This is a genomic window from Microbulbifer aggregans (genome assembly GCF_001750105.1).
In the GTDB taxonomy this organism is placed as follows: Bacteria; Pseudomonadota; Gammaproteobacteria; order Pseudomonadales; family Cellvibrionaceae; genus Microbulbifer; species Microbulbifer aggregans.
Genome location: NZ_CP014143.1, coordinates 1,316,984 through 1,333,822 on the forward strand (window position 1 = coordinate 1,316,984; position 16,839 = coordinate 1,333,822).

General features: G+C 60.3%; 11 protein-coding genes. 9 read left to right on the forward strand and 2 right to left on the reverse strand.

From position 1 onward, the window contains the following. Positions 1–51: 51 nt before the first annotated feature. Positions 52–276: a hypothetical protein gene (locus AUP74_RS17375; protein ID WP_226999956.1), complete on the reverse strand. Its 225-nt coding sequence runs from the start codon at positions 274–276 to the stop codon at positions 52–54. Here AUP74_RS17375 and AUP74_RS05710 point away from each other — a divergent pair. Together AUP74_RS05710 and AUP74_RS05715 are read left to right on the forward strand one after the other, a co-directional pair. After that, on the forward strand, positions 178–6,420 hold the full coding sequence (locus AUP74_RS05710; RefSeq protein WP_237475153.1) for an Hpt domain-containing protein: 6,243 nt from the start codon (positions 178–180) through the stop codon (positions 6,418–6,420). The two genes, AUP74_RS17375 and AUP74_RS05710, sit on opposite strands and share 99 nt — an antisense overlap. 25 nt (positions 6,421–6,445) lie before the next feature. Beyond that, complete coding sequence (locus tag AUP74_RS05715; protein ID WP_069946735.1) at positions 6,446–6,928, forward strand: chemotaxis protein CheW; 483 nt, start codon at positions 6,446–6,448, stop codon at positions 6,926–6,928. 178 nt (positions 6,929–7,106) lie between these two features. On the opposite strand, the gene AUP74_RS05720 is transcribed toward AUP74_RS05715, so the two are convergent. Beyond that, complete coding sequence (locus tag AUP74_RS05720) at positions 7,107–9,764, reverse strand: penicillin-binding protein 1A (protein ID WP_069946736.1); 2,658 nt, start codon at positions 9,762–9,764, stop codon at positions 7,107–7,109. 149 nt (positions 9,765–9,913) lie between these two features. On the opposite strand from AUP74_RS05720, the gene AUP74_RS05725 reads away from it, so the two are divergent. From AUP74_RS05725 to aroB, 7 genes are all read left to right on the forward strand, one after another. Then, positions 9,914–10,990 (forward strand): pilus assembly protein PilM, encoded by a 1,077-nt coding sequence (locus AUP74_RS05725; protein WP_069946737.1) that lies wholly within the window; start codon positions 9,914–9,916, stop codon positions 10,988–10,990. 2 nt (positions 10,991–10,992) lie between these two features. Further along, on the forward strand, positions 10,993–11,583 hold the full coding sequence (locus AUP74_RS05730; RefSeq protein ID WP_069946738.1) for a PilN domain-containing protein: 591 nt from the start codon (positions 10,993–10,995) through the stop codon (positions 11,581–11,583). A gap of 12 nt (positions 11,584–11,595) precedes the next feature. Further along, complete coding sequence (locus AUP74_RS05735; RefSeq protein WP_069946739.1) at positions 11,596–12,216, forward strand: type IV pilus inner membrane component PilO; 621 nt, start codon at positions 11,596–11,598, stop codon at positions 12,214–12,216. Further along, positions 12,213–12,743, forward strand: a complete 531-nt coding sequence (locus AUP74_RS05740; RefSeq protein ID WP_069946740.1) for a pilus assembly protein PilP — start codon at positions 12,213–12,215, stop codon at positions 12,741–12,743. The genes AUP74_RS05735 and AUP74_RS05740 overlap by 4 nt, the downstream gene beginning before the upstream one ends. Beyond that, positions 12,743–14,956, forward strand: a complete 2,214-nt coding sequence (pilQ, locus tag AUP74_RS05745; protein WP_193427352.1) for a type IV pilus secretin PilQ — start codon at positions 12,743–12,745, stop codon at positions 14,954–14,956. The genes AUP74_RS05740 and pilQ overlap by 1 nt, the downstream gene beginning before the upstream one ends. Beyond that, positions 14,956–15,480, forward strand: a complete 525-nt coding sequence (gene aroK, locus AUP74_RS05750; protein ID WP_083261092.1) for a shikimate kinase AroK — start codon at positions 14,956–14,958, stop codon at positions 15,478–15,480. Before pilQ ends, aroK begins: the two co-directional genes overlap by 1 nt. Before the next feature lie 87 nt (positions 15,481–15,567). Continuing rightward, the gene (gene aroB, locus AUP74_RS05755) at positions 15,568–16,659 is read left to right on the forward strand and encodes a 3-dehydroquinate synthase (protein WP_069946741.1); all 1,092 of its coding nucleotides are present in this window, start codon (positions 15,568–15,570) and stop codon (positions 16,657–16,659) included. The last annotated feature ends 180 nt before the right edge of the window (positions 16,660–16,839 follow it).

Sequence of the window (16,839 nt, forward strand, 5' to 3'; positions counted from 1 at the left end):
GTGGGGTTAGCATCTCGCCCTCGATGCTGCCGGAATGACGCATGGCTCCGGTCACCACAGATTGCCGGATCGCGCCGGCAACCCGCGTACAGACAGATTTACTGAGGACTTGGCGTGAATCACGACAATCCCAACTTTCAGGCCCTGGATTGGCTGAGCGGTGAAATTAACGAGACGCTGACGCAAGCGCGCCAGCATCTCGAGCACTTCGCTGTAGACGCGGATGCCGATAGCAGTTTGTTGCAAAACTGCCTCACGCTGATTCACCAGGTCCATGGCAGCCTCCACATGGCTGAGCTTACTGGCGCTGCCATGCTCGCAGAAGAGATGGAGCAGCTGGTTCAGGCGCTGGCGACCGGCGGTGTGGAAAACAGCGAGGAAACTCGCGAGTTTCTCATGCGGGCGCTGCTCGAGCTGCCGCTTTACCTGGAAAAGGTCTCCTTCCAGCGCCGGGACAACCCTGTGCTGCTGTTGCCCCTGTTAAACGACCTGCGCGCGGTCAGGCGGGAGCGCCTGATTACCGAGGGCGCCATCTTCGCGCCGGACCTTTCACCGCTCGATGTTGCCGAGGGCAAGCGTCAGCCGATTATTGCTGACAACCCGCGCTTCCAGGAGCTGGTCACCAAGCTGCGTAAGATGTATCACGTAGCTGCGGCAGGCCTCATTCGCGATGTAAACAGCGGTGAAAACCTCACCTACCTGAAAAAAGTCTCCGAGAAAATGGCGCTGCTCTACAGCGGCAGTGTGCGCCAGCCGCTGTGGCAGATTCTCGGCGGGATTTTTGAAGGAATCGAATCCCATCATCTCAGTGTCATGCCGGCGCTGCGCCAGTTGCTGCGGCGAATCGATGTCGAATTTCGGCTGCTGCAGGGCCGCGGGGCCAGTGTTCTCGATGCACGCCTCGATCAGGACCTGGTCCGCAACCTGCTGTTCTACGTCTACCTGAGCGGCCCGAATGGCCCGCAGCGGGAGTCCCTGTATCGGACGTTCGCCCTCGATCGGGCTGTCCCCGGTACACCGCGCCCGGATACCGGTGATGCCCTTGCCATGGGCCCGGAGGCGCTTGGCACCGCTATTACTGCCCTGAGAGAGGAGTTGCGGACCCTGCGTGAGGCTCTGGAGCCTGAAGTTGCGGGCGGCGAGCGAGCCCCACTCTCCGACAGTGCGGCGGTGGCCAAGCGGATCGCTGACACTCTCGGCGTCCTGGGTCTGGAATCCCAGCGCACACGTGCGCGCGCAGTCTACGATTCTCTCCGCGATGCCTCTCGCACCGCTGATCCTGACGATATGCTCATGCATGCGGCCGGTGAATTGGTGCAGCTGGATTCAGCGTTGCAGTCCGCCTTCAGTCGCAACAAATCTGTTGAGGATGCGCCGCCCCTGATGGGTGATGCTACCGAGTCGGTGCTTCGCGAAGCACGAGCCGGACTGGAGCAGGTGAAAGAGGCGGTAGTCGAGTACATCGCCAGCCACTGGGACGCCAGCTACCTGAACCAGGTTCCGGAGCGCTTGCAGGAAGTCTGCGGCGGTCTGGATATGGTTGGTTACCGCCGTGCCGGGGAGATTGTCAGTGCCTGTCGTCGCTATATCAGCGAACAACTGATCAGTGCTGGTGCACAGCCGGATTGGAAACTGCTCGATACCCTTGCGGATGCGATCACCAGTGTTGAGTATTACCTGGAGCGCCGGGCGGAAGGCATCGAAGATGCCGATATGCTGCTGGCGCTGGCGGAAGACAGCGTGGCCACCCTGGGATTCGCTGTATCCGGTGTCGAAGATCCGGTACTGACAAGCACCGAGGCAGCGTTCAAAACCCCTTCGGAGCAGGCGGAAGAGGATAATGCACTCGCCGGTTTCGAATTGGAGCTCGAAGCTGACGATGAGGTTCCCGTTGAAACCGGGGAAGAGAGCAGCTGGTTTGCCGATGGCGAGCAGCCCGTATCCAGTCAGGAGGCACCCACCGTTGATGATGCAGAGGTCGTTGAAGGCGAGCTCTTGCACACTGCGCAGGATTCCGGCGCGCAGGCTGAAATCGAGCAGAGCCCTGTCCAGGAAAGTGCGGCGGCGGATGACGATGAGAGTCTGATCGACGACGAGATCATCGAGATCTTCCTGGAAGAAGCCTCCGAGGTGCTCGAGGCCATCGCTGAATACTTCCCGCGATGGGCCGCCAATTTTGCTGACGAGGAAGCCCTGGTGGAATTCCGCCGCGGTTTCCACACTCTGAAAGGCTCTGGCCGCATGGTCGAGGCCGCGGATATCGGTGAGCTCTCCTGGGCAGTGGAGAATATGCTCAACCGCATCATCGATGAAACGGTGAAGCCCCAGCGTGCGCACGCGGCACTGGTTGAGCAGGTACGGCAGAAGCTGCCGTCGATGATCGATGCCTTCCGCGAGCGCCGGGCTGACCCCGATCCCTCACTGACAGGCCGGCTCGAAACCTGGGCGCAGCAGTTGTCCCGGGGTGAAATACCGCCAGAGCTCGACGGAGGTAAAGTTGCCGCAGCTGCTGAAGTGGCTCCTGACCGCGACGCGGCGGACGAGCACGATCAGCTCTGGGAGATTTTCGCTCAGGAAGCGGAAACACACTTGTCCGTTGTGGCCGAATTCCTCGAGGAAATGCGCCAGTGCGCTCCGGTTTACGGCCTTCCCTCCGATCCCCTGCACCGGGCACTGCACACGCTGAAAGGCTCCGCTCATATGGCAGAAGTGAAGCCGGTTGCGCAGTTGATTGCGCCACTGGAACGCTTTGCCAAGGAGCTGCGGACCTACCAGGTACCGATCGACGAAGATACTTTCGAGTTGATCAGCGACGGTGCAGATTATGTCCGCGCTGCGCTGGACCAGATCCGCAGTGGTGAAGAGCTCAGAATTGAAAAGTCAGAACAGTTCCTGGCCCGCGTTGCCGAGCTGCAGGAGCGTGCCGTCGGGCACCTGATTCGCGAGCGCGAGGCCAACGAACCGAGAGCCGTGGACCCGCAGTTGCTGGCTGTGATCATGGCGGACGGCATGAAAGTACTGCTCGATGCCGATCAGATGCTGAACCAGTGGCGTTCGAGACCCGATGACATGGCGCTGTTGCATCCGGTGGCAGAGGAACTGCAGATACTGGAGGAAGCAGCCAATCGCGCCCAGTTACCGACATTGGCGGAACTGTCCGAGCTGCTATTGGCGGTCTACCGGAAGGTGATTGATGGCGAGCTGGAGGCAGAGCCCGCGCTGTGGGCTTCCCTCGAGCAGGGGCACAATGAGCTGTTGGATCTGGTCGATGCCGTCGCGGCGGCTCAGGACCTGCCCGAGGTAAGCGAGGCCGTTGAAGAGGCGCTGCGTTACCTGGCCCAGGACCAGAGCCCCGTTGCTGAAGACGATGATTTCGACCTGGCGGAGCTGGGTATCGACAGCGCCGACCTGCCCACGACGGAAGACGCGGGCCGCTGGTCAGAGGGCTGGAAAGGTGACGATGAGTCCTCGCCGGAGACTACGGACGAGGACAGCAGCCAGCTCGACGGTCTGTCATTGCCGGGCGATGAGGACACAGTCAGCGATGCCCCGTCGTCAGGGGCAGATGCGGTTACCGCCACTGAAGACGGCGTAACCGAGGACCTTGGGGACCAGTTCGACGACCTCAGTTTTGATGATCTTCTCTCTGCCGAGACCCTGGCGGGGGAAGAGCATGGAGCAAATGCTCCCGTTGAGGAGGCGACCCCAGGCGCAGGCAAGAATGAGCCGGCGGCCGCCGACAACCCGGATTCCGAAGCGACGCTACAGACGGCAGATATCCTCGATGACTGGGATGACCTCGGTGTCGAAACAGTAACAGAAGCTGGCCTTACAGCGGGCAGTGAACAGTCGTCAGAAGCTGGCGACACCGCCCAAGCTGAACCTGGCCTCAATGCCCTGCTGGCCGACATCGATCCCGATGTGGTGGATGTCTTCATGGAAGAAGCCGGGGATCTTATCGATGAGCTGGAAGAGCTGATTCAGGGCTGGGAGCAGGAGCCGACAGATACAAGTCTGGCGGAGGCTCTGAAGCGGGTGTTGCACACCTTCAAGGGTGGTGCACGGATGGCGGGCCTTATGGGGCTCGGTGAGGTCGCGCACCGCTTCGAAACAGTGATTGAGGGTATGCAGGGCAATGCCGAACCCTCGGCAGAGTTCTTTGCCGACGCACACGCCATCTACGATCGCCTCGCCGGCGGTGTCGAGACGGTTAGGGCCTGGATGACCGGCGACGAGCAGGAGGCCTTCGGCCACCTGCTGTCCACGACCTGGGCCGACGGGCAGCTGTCTGAAAATGCCGATCCGGTAGATTACGGTATCGAGGCGCGGGATCCCGAGCCTGAAGAGTTGGAGTCCACCCGGGAGCTGCCCTCCGTAGAGAGCCTGCTGGAAGCGGCCGATGTCGAGTCAAAGACGGAAGCGCCGGCTGCCGGGGGCGAGGAGCGCCAGGATACTGCTGCCGCACAACTGCTGCCGGTGAAGCGTGGCGGCAATGTACTGCCGTTCGTTCGCAAACCCGGGCGCGTACAGCAACGCGAGGCCGCTGCGCCTAATCGTGGTCAGCCGCAGGAAATGGTGCGGGTGGCCGCCGAGCTGTTGGAGGAGCTGGTCAACCTGGCCGGTGAAACCTCGATTTCCCGCGGTCGTCTTGAAGAGCAGGTCAGTGAATTCGGCCTTGCCCTGGATGAAATGGATATGACCCTGCAGCGGCTCAATGAGCAGTTGCGCCGCCTGGATCTCGAAACCGAAGCACAGATCCTGTTCCGTCAGGAGCAATTGGCGGAAAAGGATGACGATTTCGATCCGCTGGAAATGGACCGCTACTCGTCTATTCAGCAGCTGTCACGCTCATTGATGGAGTCCACTTCGGACTTACTGGAGCTGCGTGCCACTCTGGGTAACAAGACCAGGGACACAGAGACCCTCCTGTTGCAGCAGTCCCGGGTAAATACCGAGCTGCAGGAAGGGCTGATGCGCAGCCGCATGGTGCCTTTCTCGCGTCTGGTGCCGCGTCTGCGGCGGATCGTGCGGCAGGTCAGCGCCGAGCTCGGCAAGCAGGTCGAGCTGGTCTTCTCCAACGTCGAAGGCGAGCTGGATCGCTCCATGCTGGAGCGGATGGTCGCACCGTTGGAGCACATGCTCCGCAATGCGGTGGATCACGGCATCGAGATGCCCGTGGAACGCGAGGCGGCCGGCAAGTCTGAAAAAGGCCGGATTACCGTCGCGCTCGAGCGTGAGGGCAGTGAAGTCGTGCTGACCATCAGCGATGATGGTGCCGGCATCAACCTGATGAAGGTTCGGCAGCGGGCGGTCGATTCCGGCCTTATGCGACCTGACGCAGAACTGTCCAACAACGAGATTCTGCAGTTCATTCTGCAGGCGGGTTTCAGTACCGCGGAGAAGGTGACGCAGATCTCCGGCCGGGGCGTGGGTCTGGACGTGGTGAGTGCCGAGATCAAGCAGATCGGTGGCACCGTCCACATCAATTCCCAGCTGGGCAGTGGCACCGAGTTCGTCGTGCGCCTGCCGTTTACGGTCTCCGTCAACCGGGCGCTGATGGTACGCATCGGTGATGACCTGTTTGCGCTGCCGCTGAACACCATCGAGGGCATCGTGCGCCTCAGTCCGTTCGAGCTGGAGCACTATTACCGCTCTAAAGATGCGCGGTTTGAGTATGCAGGGGAGCCGTACCAGGTAAATTACTTCGGCACGCTGTTGCAGTCCGAGGCTCAGCCGAAGCTGAGTGTTGAGGACACGCAGCTACCGGTTCTGCTGGTGCGCTCCGAGGGCCATGCCATGGCCCTGCAGGTTGACGCGATCATGGGCAGCCGTGAAATCGTGGTGAAGAGCCTTGGTCCGCAGTTCGCCACCGTGCAGGGTGTTTCCGGGGCCACGGTCACCGGTGACGGCACCGTGGTTGTGATTCTGGATGCCCATGCTCTGTTGCGCCGTCAGGCCGCACAGCTGGCGCGGCCGGACATCGAGGCCATTGCGCTCGAGCCAGAGCCCACGCCGCCCCAGGCCCTGCCTGCGGAAGAGCGACAGCAGACCATCATGGTGGTGGATGATTCCGTTACTGTACGGAAAGTGACTACCCGCTTCCTGGAGCGGGAAGGCTACATCTCGGTCACGGCAAAAGACGGTCAGGATGCGGTGATTCAGCTCCAGGATATAAAGCCGGATCTCATCCTGCTGGATATCGAAATGCCGCGAATGGACGGCTTCGAGGTGGCGCGCCATATCCGTTCCAGCAGCAGCTTGCGGGATATTCCAATCGTGATGATTACTTCGCGTACGGGTAAAAAGCACAGGGATCACGCCTTGTCGCTCGGGGTCAACCAATACCTTGGCAAGCCCTACCAGGAGGAAGTCCTGCTGGCGGCTATCCGCGAGCATCTGCCGGAACTGGCGGATCAATAACGGTGAATAGAGAGGGAAAGTCGCAATGAGTGGAGTGCAAGCGCTGCCGGTCGATGTGCCGCAGGAAGTGAGCAGTCTCTTCCTGCAATTGGCCGACGGTCAGCTGTTGGTGCCTGTGGACACCCTGTCAGAGGTTATTGCGGTGCAGACACCGGTCGCCGCCTATGATGCGCCTGACTGGTACCTTGGTGAGTTGAACTGGCGCGAACAGCGATTGCCTCTGATTTCGTTCGAAGTGCTGCGAGGAGGTTCTCTGGCATCACCGAGCAATAACGGGCGGATCGCAGTGCTCAATAGCGGCAACCCTGATGGCGACCTACCCTTTCTCGGGTTGATGCTACAGGGAACGCCGCGGCTGGTGCGGGTAACTCCTCAGGAGCTTGCTGCGCGCGACAAGCCATGCCGACCCGGCGAGCTGGTGCATGTGGCAATGTCTGGAGAGGATGCGGTGATTCCTGATCTGGAGATGCTGGAAAGCGCATGTCTGGAGTATCGCAGCGGTCGCTAGTTTGGTCCCAACCACCGGGCTCGGATTGAACGGTCGGTATGGTGAAATCGCTATGTGGCTCGTTATCAAGAGAGTCGCGATGGCAACACAGCGACCAGGAAAATTGACAGTGATCAGACAAAAAACGGGGCCCTAGGGCCCCGTTTTTTGTCTCTCGTAAAGTGCGATCTGCCTGCGATCAGAACAGCTCCTCCGGCAGTGATTCCCGCTCGCGGCGGGGGGATTCGTCGCTCGTATCCGGGTCGTTGGAGTAGACCGGGGAGATGGAGCGGTAACTCTCCCTGCCCGGCACTCGATCCGCACGGAATATCTCAAACATGCCGCCGCCGGAAGTGCGCAGGCCGGTGTTCGGGTTGATGCGCACGGTGACAATACCGTCCGGCTGCGGCAGGTGCCGTTCCGGCAGCCCCTCCAGCGCGGCGGTCATAAAGTCGATCCAGATCGGCAGGGCCGCAGAGCCACCGAACTCGTTCTTGCCCAGCTCATCATTGGAGTCGAAGCCGACCCAGGTGCTGGTGGCGAGGTGCGGGCTATAGCCTGAGAACCACGCATCGCGTGGGCCGTTGGTGGTACCGGTCTTGCCGGCGATATCGCCGCGCTTCATGACCAGTGCCTTACGCCCGGTACCCTTCTTGATCACATCTTTGAGCATGGAGTCCATGATGTAGGTGGTCTCCGGCGAGATGACTCGGGGCGCGCGCGGGCGGGCCTGCTCACTGGATTCGCTGTAGACCGGATTCACATGCAGGGTGCGCAGGTCTACGGGTTCCTCTGAGGGCTCGATTGCCGCCGCCTCCATCTGCACTTCCTCGAGATCCAGCGGTTCATGCTGAAGCTCTTCGCTGCCAGGTTCCGGACAGTCCCGACACACGGTCAGGGGCAGGGCCCGGTACACCGCGTCCCCGTTTACATCGAGAACTTTGTCAACCAGATAGGGCTCCACCCGGTAGCCGCCATTGGCAAAAGCCGCGTAACCACGTGCCATTTCGACCGGAGTGAGGGCGGAGCTACCCAGGGCAATGGTCAGGTTGCGGGCGAGCTTGCTGCGCTCGAAACCAAAGCGTTCCACGAAACTGAGGGCGCTATCGATTCCCAGCGCCTGCAGCAGGCGGATGGAAACCATATTGCGCGAGCGGTACAGCGCCTTGCGTAACCGGGTTGGACCGAGGAAGTCGCCGCCGTCGTTTTCCGGGCGCCACACGTCCTGCAGGTTGGCTTGCTCGAAAATAATTGGCGCGTCATTGATCATGCTGGCCGCTGTATAACCGCGCTCGATGGCCGCTGCGTAGATGAACGGCTTGAAGCTCGACCCCGGTTGACGTGCGGCCTGGGTGGCGCGATTGAAGTGGCTCTGGCGGAAGTCATAGCCACCTACCAGTGCGCGGATAGCGCCGTCCTCGGGGGCCAGCGATACCAGGGTGCCCTGAGCGGCGGGAACCTGGGCCAGGTGCCATTCCTCGCGAACTTCGGGCTCTTCAAGGGGCGCGCCGGGCTCGCCGGGATCGGCAAAGGGGTCGGGCCCCTGTGTGGCGGCTCCTTCATCGCCGCTGTTGGCAACCTCGATTTCTGCCTGCGGGTCGATTTCAACCCTGCGCAGGCGGATCACGTCGCCTGGAGCGAACATCTCCTCGGCGGATTGCAGCCGCGGGCCGCGGGCGTTTTCCGAAAGGAAGGGCCGGATGGATTCGAGGCCGTTCTCCCAGAGCACTTCGACGACGCGGCGATCGCGCAGCTGGACCTGCAGCTTCTTCGGTTCCACCGCGGTGACCACGGCGGGCTCGAGACCGCCGAGGATCGGGATTTCGTTGAGGAGGTCGACCAGCTGGTCGCTGTCTTGCAGCAGCTCTTCGTTCAGCCGCTGCTCCGGGCCGCGGTAGCCATGCCGGCCATCGTAACTCTCCAGTCCCCGCTGCAAGGCTTCCTGTGCGGCCTGCTGGAGGCGACTATCGACGGTGGTAATAACCTGGTAGCCGTCGGTGTAGGCGCTGTCACCAAACAGCTCCACGGCCTCCTTGCGCGCCATTTCGGCGATGTAGGGGGCATCCATGTCCAGGTCCCGCGGGTGGTGGCGGGCTGTGACCGGGGCTGTGATAGAGTTCTTATAATCAGCTTGGTCGATGTAGCCCAGTTCCAGCATGCGGCGCAGGATCCAGTTGCGGCGCACCAGCGCACGGGACGGGTTTGCCAGGGGGTTGTAGGTGGAGGGGGCTTTGGGTAGTCCCGCCATCATCGCCCACTGGGCCAGGTTCAGCTCACTGATATCGCGGCCGTAGTAGACGTGGGCCGCGGCCTGAAAGCCGTAGGCACGGTTACCGAGGAAGATCTTATTGATGTAGAGTTCGAGAATCTCGTCTTTGCTCAGTTCCTGCTCGATTTGCAGGGACAGCAGGATCTCGTTGAACTTGCGGACAAAGCGCTGTTCCCGGCTCAGGAAGAAGTTTCGCGCCACCTGCATGGTCAGGGTACTACCCCCCGACTGGATGGAGCCGGACTGCAGCAGCTGGGTCACAGCCCGCATCAGGCCCTTAATCGATACGCCGCGATGGGAGTAAAAGCCGTCATCCTCGGCAGCGAGAATGGCCTTGACGAACAGCTCAGGTGTCTGTTCGATACCGATCGGGTTACGGCGCTTTTCACCGAACTCGCCGATTAGCTTGAGATCCCGCGAATACACGCGCAGCGGCGTCTGCAGGCGAATATCGCGCAGGCTTTCGACAGAGGGCAGGCCGGGTTTCAGGTACAGGTAGATGCTGGCAAAGGCCATGGCTGTGGCGGCCGCCCCTGCCAGGGCAAGCCATAACAGCGATAGCAGGCGATTGCGGGCTTTTTCGGACATGTAACAATGCTTCTGGTTTACGTCTGAATCAGATCGGGTGAATAATTATACGAATATTGTGCGCTGATACCTATGCAATTGGCGGTTGCAGCTGTAATTTAAAGTGCTATAACATCAAATCTTCATAACCCACGGAAAAGATAAGAAAAATGGGGATGCTCCCTTTTCTCAATAAGGGCCCGAAGGCCATGTTGGGGCTAGATATTAGCTCCACTGCGGTCAAGTTACTGGAGCTAAGTCGCAACGGTGACAAATACCGGGTCGAATGTTACGCCGTCGAGCCCCTGCCTCCCAATGCGGTAGTCGACAAAAACATCAATGACGTGGGTGCGACCGCGGAAGCAATCCGCAAAGTGGTGCGCCGTTCGAAGACTCGCCTGCGCCAGGCCGCGGTAGCGGTGTCCGGCTCTGCCGTGATCACCAAGACCCTGGAAATGGCTGCGGATCTCAATGAGGACGCGCTCGAGGCGCAGATTGCCCTCGAGGCCGACCAGTACATCCCCTATCCGCTGGATGAGGTCAACCTCGACTTTGAGGTGCAGGGCCCATCGGACAAGGGTGAAGGTCAGGTGGAAGTCCTGCTGGCCGCCTGTCGCAGCGAGAACATCGAGCAGCGAGTTTCCGCTCTTGCAGAAGCCGAGCTTCAGGCCGCTGTGGTGGATGTGGAAGCGTACGCCATCGAGCGCTCTTACACGCTGATGGAGCGGCAGTTCCCGCCCCAGGAGCAGCTGGTGGTGGCCGTGATCGATATCGGCGCCACTATGACCGCGCTCTCCGTGATGGTGGATGGCAAGACCGTCTACACCCGCGAGCAGCTGTTCGGCGGTCGCCAGTTGACCGATGAAATCCAGCGTCGCTATGGCCTCTCCGCCGAGGAGGCGGGTCTGGCCAAGCGTCAGGGCGGCAGTGGCCTGCCAGACGACTATTACCCCGAGGTCCTGGAGCCGTTCCGTGACGCGGTGGTCCAGCAAGTGACCCGCTCCCTGCAGTTCTTCTACTCCTCTACTTCCTACAGTGATGTCGACTACATCCTGCTCGGTGGCGGCGTGGCTGCCATGGAGGGGCTGGCGGACCTGGTGGGGGAGAAACTGGGTAAGCCGACCATGGTGGCAAACCCCTTCCAGGACATGACCGTGGCTTCCCGGGTCAATCGCCAGGCGCTTGCCAATGAGGCCCCCTCGCTGATGATCGCGGCGGGGCTAGCGATGCGCGAGAAGGAGTACTGAGAATGGCCAAGATTAACTTATTGCCTTGGCGCCAGGAGTTCCGCGCACAGAAACAGAAAGAGTTTCAGCAGGTCGCAGCGCTGGTGGTGATTGCCACCGGCGTCGCCGTGTTTCTGTGGATGAAGACGGTCGACGGCCAGATTGCCAACCAGAACGAGCGCAATCGCATTTTGCAGACCGAGATCACCGCCCTGGAAAAGCAGGTGCGCGAGATCCAGGATCTGAAAAAGCGCCGTCAGCAGCTGATTGATCGGATGCGCGTGATTCAGGAGCTTCAGGGCAACCGTCCGCTCGCTGTGCGCTACTTCGACGAAATGGTGACTGCGGCCCCTGAAGGCTTGTGGCTGACCGGTCTCAAGCGTGCCGGCAAGACGGTCGAGATCACCGGTGTAGCCGAGTCCAACAACCGGGTCTCCTCTTTTATGCGCAATCTGGACCAGTCCGAATGGTATGAGTCCCCGAACCTCACCGGCGTCACCGCGAAGCCTGAGTTTGGCGAGCAGGCCAGTGCCTTCCAGATGACCGTCACGGTCAGTGGGCGCAAGAAGCAAGAAGACGAAGAACAACAAGAACTAGCGACAAGCGCTAATTAAAGGGTCCGTGCCATGGCGTTGGAGGATACGCTCAAAAAGCTGAATGAGCTCGATATCAACGATATCGACTTTTCACGCGTGGGTGTCTGGCCGCTGGCCGGACGCATTGCACTGCTGCTGATCATCTCGCTGGCGCTGGTCGGCGGTGGTTATTACTTCATGATCAGCGACCGCTACCAGCAGCTGGAGTTTGCAGCCAACAAAGAGAGGGAGCTCTTCACCAAGTTTGAGAAGAAATCCTTCGAGGCTGCCAACCTGGATGCTTACCGGGAGCAGCTGGCGGAAATGGAGGAGACTTTCGGTGCGTTGCTGAAGCAGCTGCCAAAGGATACCGAAGTGCCGGGCCTGCTCGAGGATATCGACGAGTTCGGGCGCGGTAGCGGCCTGACGATCCAGAAGATCGCCCTCGAAGAAGAGCAGGTTGGCGAGTTCTACGTCGAGCTGCCAATCCGGATCGAAGTACAGGGTGGCTATCACGAGTTCGGTGCCTTCGTCAGTGGGATCGCCGGTATGCCCCGAATCGTCACGTTGCACGACTTCAATATCGACACAAGCAAAGACGGCGGTGCGCTGCTGAACATGGTCATCAATGCCAAGACCTACCGCTACAAAGAGCAGGGGGAAGAGGGATGATCAGACTGTTTGCTCTTGCGCTCACCGCCGCAGCCGTAGCCGGCTGCAGCCTCGATACGAGCCATAGTGATCTGCGCCAGAAGATGGCGGCGGTCAAGGCCAAGCCGAAGGGACAGATCGAACCGATTCCCACGTTCACGCCCTACAGCCCTTACGTTTACAGTGCTGCTGCCGAACGCAGCCCGTTCACCCGTCCTGTTCTGGACGCCGAACAGCGCCTGGTCGGCCGGCGCCTGGACGTGGCCCCGGAGACGGATCGCCGCAAGGAGCTGCTGGAACGTTTCAATTTTGACGCGCTGTCCATGGTGGGCACGCTGTCGCGCAGCGGCCAGATCTGGGCGCTGGTTGACGATGGTGAGGGGGGGATTCACCGGATTACTGTCGGCAACTACCTTGGCAAGAACCACGGCCGCGTGGTGAGTGCCTCTGCTTCGCAGGTTGATGTACTGGAAATCGTACCGGATGGCACCGGTGGCTGGATTGAGCGGCCTCGGGCGCTGACTTTGGAAGAGAAGGACAACCAATAATGATGAACAAGCAACTCGCCAAAGTATTGGCCGCCGGGAAGGTGTTGTTGCTGGCTCTGGCATTGATGCCCACAGTATCACTGGCTCAGGTCAATCAGCTCAACGATATTCAGTTTTCTGAACTGCCCGGTAACCGCGTTCAGCTACGCCTGAGCTTCAGGGATGTGCCGCCGGAGCCCACCGGCTACACCATTGAGCAGCCCGCCCGCATCGTCATGGACTTTGCCGGGGTTGAGAGTTCGCTGCCACAGAAAAAATATTCACTGGGAATCGGCGGTGCCCGCAGCGCCGTGATTGTTTCCAGCGAGGATCGCACCCGCCTGATCGTTAACCTGGACCAGCTGCCGGTATACACCAGTGAGCGCCAGGGCAACCAGATTGTGATGGAGATCGGCGCCGACTCTGCGACCACGGCATCGGTCGCCGCCGCTCCGGTGCAGCAACAGCAGCCCGAAGCGATGAGCCTGGGTGGGCAGACCCGCTTCCAGGCAGCGGACAACGTCGCCATCAGCAATATCGATTTCCGCCGCGGTGAGGCCGGTGAAGGCAAGGTGATCGTCAGCCTGAGCGATCCGGCCGTGAACATCGATGTGGAGCGCACCAAGGGCCGTATTCTGCTTACCTTCCTGGGAGCTGACCTGCCGGAATCCCTGCGCCAGCGTCTGGATGTGACTGATTTCGCCACGCCGGTGAAGTCCATCACTGTCGACTACGACGGCCGCAATACTGTGATTGCAGTCGATCCGGCTACCGGTGATTACGACTACCTGGCCTATCAGGCTGACAACCAGTACGTGCTGAGTGTGAAGCCGCTGACCGTCGCTGAAGTGCGTGAGAAGCGCCAGGAGTTCCAGTTCAGCGGTGAGAAGCTGTCCCTGAACTTCCAGGACATTGAAGTACGTTCGGTTTTGCAGCTGATTGCTGACTTTACCGACCTGAACCTGGTCGCCAGTGACACAGTACAGGGCCGCATTACTCTGCGTCTCGACGGTGTGCCCTGGGATCAGGCGCTGGAACTGATCCTGAAAGCCAAGGGCCTGGATAAGCGTCAGGATGGCAATGTCATCATGGTTGCCCCGGCGGCTGAGATCGCCGAGCGCGAACGCCAGGAGCTGGAAGCACGCAAGCAGCTCGAGGAGCTGGCACCGCTGCGCACCGAGTACATCCAGGTGCGCTACGCGGATGCGCGTGAGCTATTTAGTCTGTTCGCGGGCCGCCAGGGTGGCGGTGGTGGCGGCATGGGCCAGGGTAACTTTGCTGGTGGCCGTGACGACGACAGCGAGCAGCGCAGTATCCTGTCCCGCCGCGGTAGTGCGATTGTCGACGAACGCACCAACACCATCATCCTCACCGACACTGAAGAGAAGATCGCCCAGTTCCGCTCCCTGATCGCGGCGATCGATATCCCCGTGCGCCAGGTGATGATCGAAGCGCGTATCGTCAATGCGAATACCGATTTCATGCGCGAACTTGGTGTGCGCTGGGAATACTCGGAAAATCACAACATCGATGACGACAAGATCGGTATCGGTGGCGGCCGTCAAGCGACCGACTTCCGCGATGGCGATGGTGCAATCCCCGATGTGAGCGCGCCGCAGTCCATCCACGATCCGTTGCTGGTGGATCTCGGCGTGGCAAACCCGGCCGGCAGTATCGCCTATGCGATCCTGAAAGATAACTTCTTCCTCGGTCTGGAGCTGTCCGCACTGGAAGATGTGGGTAAGGCCGAAATCGTGTCCCAGCCGAAGGTAGTGACCGGAGACAAGCAGGAAGCCAATATCGAGTCTGGTGTGGAAATCCCATACCTTGAGGCAACCTCTTCCGGTGCTGCCTCGGTGACCTTCCGCGAGGCGGTGCTGCAGCTGAATGTGACTCCCCAGATCACACCGGATAACAACATCATCATGGATCTGGATATCAACCAGGACAGCGTGGGCGAACTGTTCACCGACCTGGTAACCGGTTCCCAGATTCCATCGATCAATATCAACTCGCTGCAGACCAAGGTGCTGGTCGCCAACGGTGAAACCATCGTGTTGGGTGGCATCTTCGAGAGTCAGGCCATCGAGGGTGAAACCAAGGTGCCGCTGCTGGGTGATATCCCTTACCTGGGTAACCTTTTCAAGCAGACCGTACGCAGCGACGACCGCCGTGAACTGCTGATCTTCATCACTCCGCGGATCATGGAAGACGATTACATCTACTCCAAGTGATCAGTCGCTCCATCTTTCTGGTCGGCCCCATGGGGGCCGGCAAGTCCACTATCGGCAAACTCCTGGCAGCCCAATTGCGGCTGCCTTTTGCCGATTCAGACAAGGTGCTGGAAGAAAAGACCGGCGCTGATATCCCCTGGATTTTCGACGTCGAAGGCGAGGCCGGTTTTCGCCGCCGCGAAAGCGACGTGCTGAGCCAGCTCTGCGCGGGCCCAGTCCAGGTGATCGCGACCGGTGGCGGTATTGTGTTGAAGGAGGAAAACCGGCTGCTGCTGCGCAAGCACGGGCTGGTGGTCTACCTGCAGGCCAGTATCGACCAGCTGCTCGAGCGGACTTCCAAAAACAGTAATCGCCCGCTGCTACAGGTGCCGGACCCGAGGGCGCGTATTGTGGAATTGGTCAACGAGCGCGATCCTCTCTATCGGGAAGTGGCAGATCTCGTCTGTGAGACCGACCACTGTACCCCCAAGCAAGCGGCAACGCGAGTTGCCGAGCGCCTGACTGAGACTGACACCGCCGGTTGAACCGCTTTCCGGCATCGATCCCTGGGTCGCTGTGCAAAGCCTTGGTGTCCGGTACCCCGCCCAATTCTGTTAGTAATGGAGAATGTCATGCATCGCCTCACAGTGGAGCTGGGAGAGCGCAGCTACCCGATCCTGATTGGTCAGGGGCTCCTTTCAAACTCGAACAACCTGGCACCCTATATCCGGGGTCGACAGGTCATGGTGGTGAGCAACGAGACGGTAGCCCCGCTCTACCTGCAGAAACTCATGGAGGGGCTTGATGGTTGCGATCTGGATCAGGTCGATCACATCGAGCTACCGGACGGTGAAGCCTTCAAAAACCTCGATACGCTCAACCGGATTTTCGACGCCCTGTTGGAGTGTCGCCACAATCGGAGCACCACCCTCATCGCCCTGGGCGGCGGCGTCGTAGGGGATATGACGGGTTTCGCGGCAGCCAGTTACCAGCGCGGAGTGGACTTTATCCAGATTCCCACCACGTTGCTGTCGCAAGTGGACTCTTCGGTTGGCGGCAAGACCGGTGTGAATCATCCGCTGGGGAAAAACATGATCGGTGCTTTCTACCAGCCACGACTGGTTCTGGCCGATATGGACACGTTGTCGACGCTACCGGCACGGGAATTCAGTGCGGGCGTGGCCGAAGTCATCAAGTACGGCCTGATCTGTGATGAGGGGTTCTTCTCCTGGCTCGAGGCCAACATCGAGCGGTTGATGGCCCGGGATCGCGATGCGCTTGCCTACGCCGTCGAGCGTTCCTGTCAAGACAAGGCGGCGGTGGTGGCCGCCGATGAGCGAGAGGGCGGTCAGCGGGCAATCCTGAATTTCGGCCATACGTTCGGCCACGCAATTGAGTCGGTACAGGGTTACGGACAATGGCTCCACGGCGAGGCGGTGGCAGCGGGCATGGTGATGGCGGCCGAGCTGTCGCGCTTGCGCGGCGATATCACCGGTGAGCTGGTCGAGCGTGTCCGCACGCTGTTGGTTCGGGCCAACTTGCCGGTGCGGGCCCCAGAGGGAATGACTAGCGGACAGTTCCTGACGGCGATGGCGGTCGACAAGAAGGTGATCGATGGTCGCTTGCGCCTGGTTTTGCTGGCCGGCCTCGGTCGGGCCCTAATCGTCTCCGACTGCAGTCCCGAGGAGATTGAAAAATCCCTCAGGCTCTGCGGTGCAGCGTGATCGCCCAATCGCTATTTGATCGTTGCTGAGGACTATTTGACAGAGAGGGTCGCAAAAAGAAGATAAGTCGGTTTTTTGGGGTCAATCCAGAAGAATAGACTGCCGATTCTTGCAATTCCAGGTGGGCGCCAGTAATATTGCGCGCCCCCCGGGGAAAACCGGGTTGAGAAGCCAGAATAA

Coding starts and splice junctions, on each gene's coding strand:
- AUP74_RS17375 (WP_226999956.1), bottom strand. CDS start 276: ATGGACCTGGTGAATCAGCGTGAGGCAGTTTTGCAACAAACTGCTATC.
- AUP74_RS05715 (WP_069946735.1), top strand. CDS start 6,446: ATGAGTGGAGTGCAAGCGCTGCCGGTCGATGTGCCGCAGGAAGTGAGC.
- AUP74_RS05720 (WP_069946736.1), bottom strand. CDS start 9,764: ATGTCCGAAAAAGCCCGCAATCGCCTGCTATCGCTGTTATGGCTTGCC.
- AUP74_RS05725 (WP_069946737.1), top strand. CDS start 9,914: ATGGGGATGCTCCCTTTTCTCAATAAGGGCCCGAAGGCCATGTTGGGG.
- AUP74_RS05730 (WP_069946738.1), top strand. CDS start 10,993: ATGGCCAAGATTAACTTATTGCCTTGGCGCCAGGAGTTCCGCGCACAG.
- AUP74_RS05735 (WP_069946739.1), top strand. CDS start 11,596: ATGGCGTTGGAGGATACGCTCAAAAAGCTGAATGAGCTCGATATCAAC.
- AUP74_RS05740 (WP_069946740.1), top strand. CDS start 12,213: ATGATCAGACTGTTTGCTCTTGCGCTCACCGCCGCAGCCGTAGCCGGC.
- pilQ (WP_193427352.1), top strand. CDS start 12,743: ATGATGAACAAGCAACTCGCCAAAGTATTGGCCGCCGGGAAGGTGTTG.
- aroB (WP_069946741.1), top strand. CDS start 15,568: ATGCATCGCCTCACAGTGGAGCTGGGAGAGCGCAGCTACCCGATCCTG.